This window comes from Paraburkholderia sp. SIMBA_030, assembly GCF_046535245.1.
Taxonomy (GTDB): Bacteria; Pseudomonadota; Gammaproteobacteria; order Burkholderiales; family Burkholderiaceae; genus Paraburkholderia.
The window spans coordinates 1-242 of sequence record NZ_JAWRXB010001454.1; the positions used below are offsets into that span (position 1 = coordinate 1).

A 242-nucleotide genomic window follows, 5' to 3' on the forward strand; every position below is an offset into this window, starting at 1 on the left:
TAAATGTATTTTTGAAAATGCGGTCATGGCTGCCGGCGAGGTATGGTTCCTCCCAAGCGTGTTTGAACTCCTTAAACCGATTGAGCATTGGGTAAAGCCCCATGTTCATCGTGCCCATGTTCAGTGAGGCCACTTCCGGTTTGAACTGATGTGCTGGACGAAGTCGATCTTCAAGCGACATTGTCGGTGCGCCACCTGTAGTCAGGTTGATCACCACATCGCTAGCCTCTTTGATAGCCGGC

General features: G+C 50.8%; 1 protein-coding gene. It reads right to left on the bottom strand.

Annotation, left to right across the window (positions count from 1 at the left end; genetic code table 11):
• Nucleotides 1-242: 3-keto-5-aminohexanoate cleavage protein (locus SB772_RS44845; RefSeq protein ID WP_410839133.1), on the bottom strand; the 242-nt coding region annotated here is incomplete at both ends.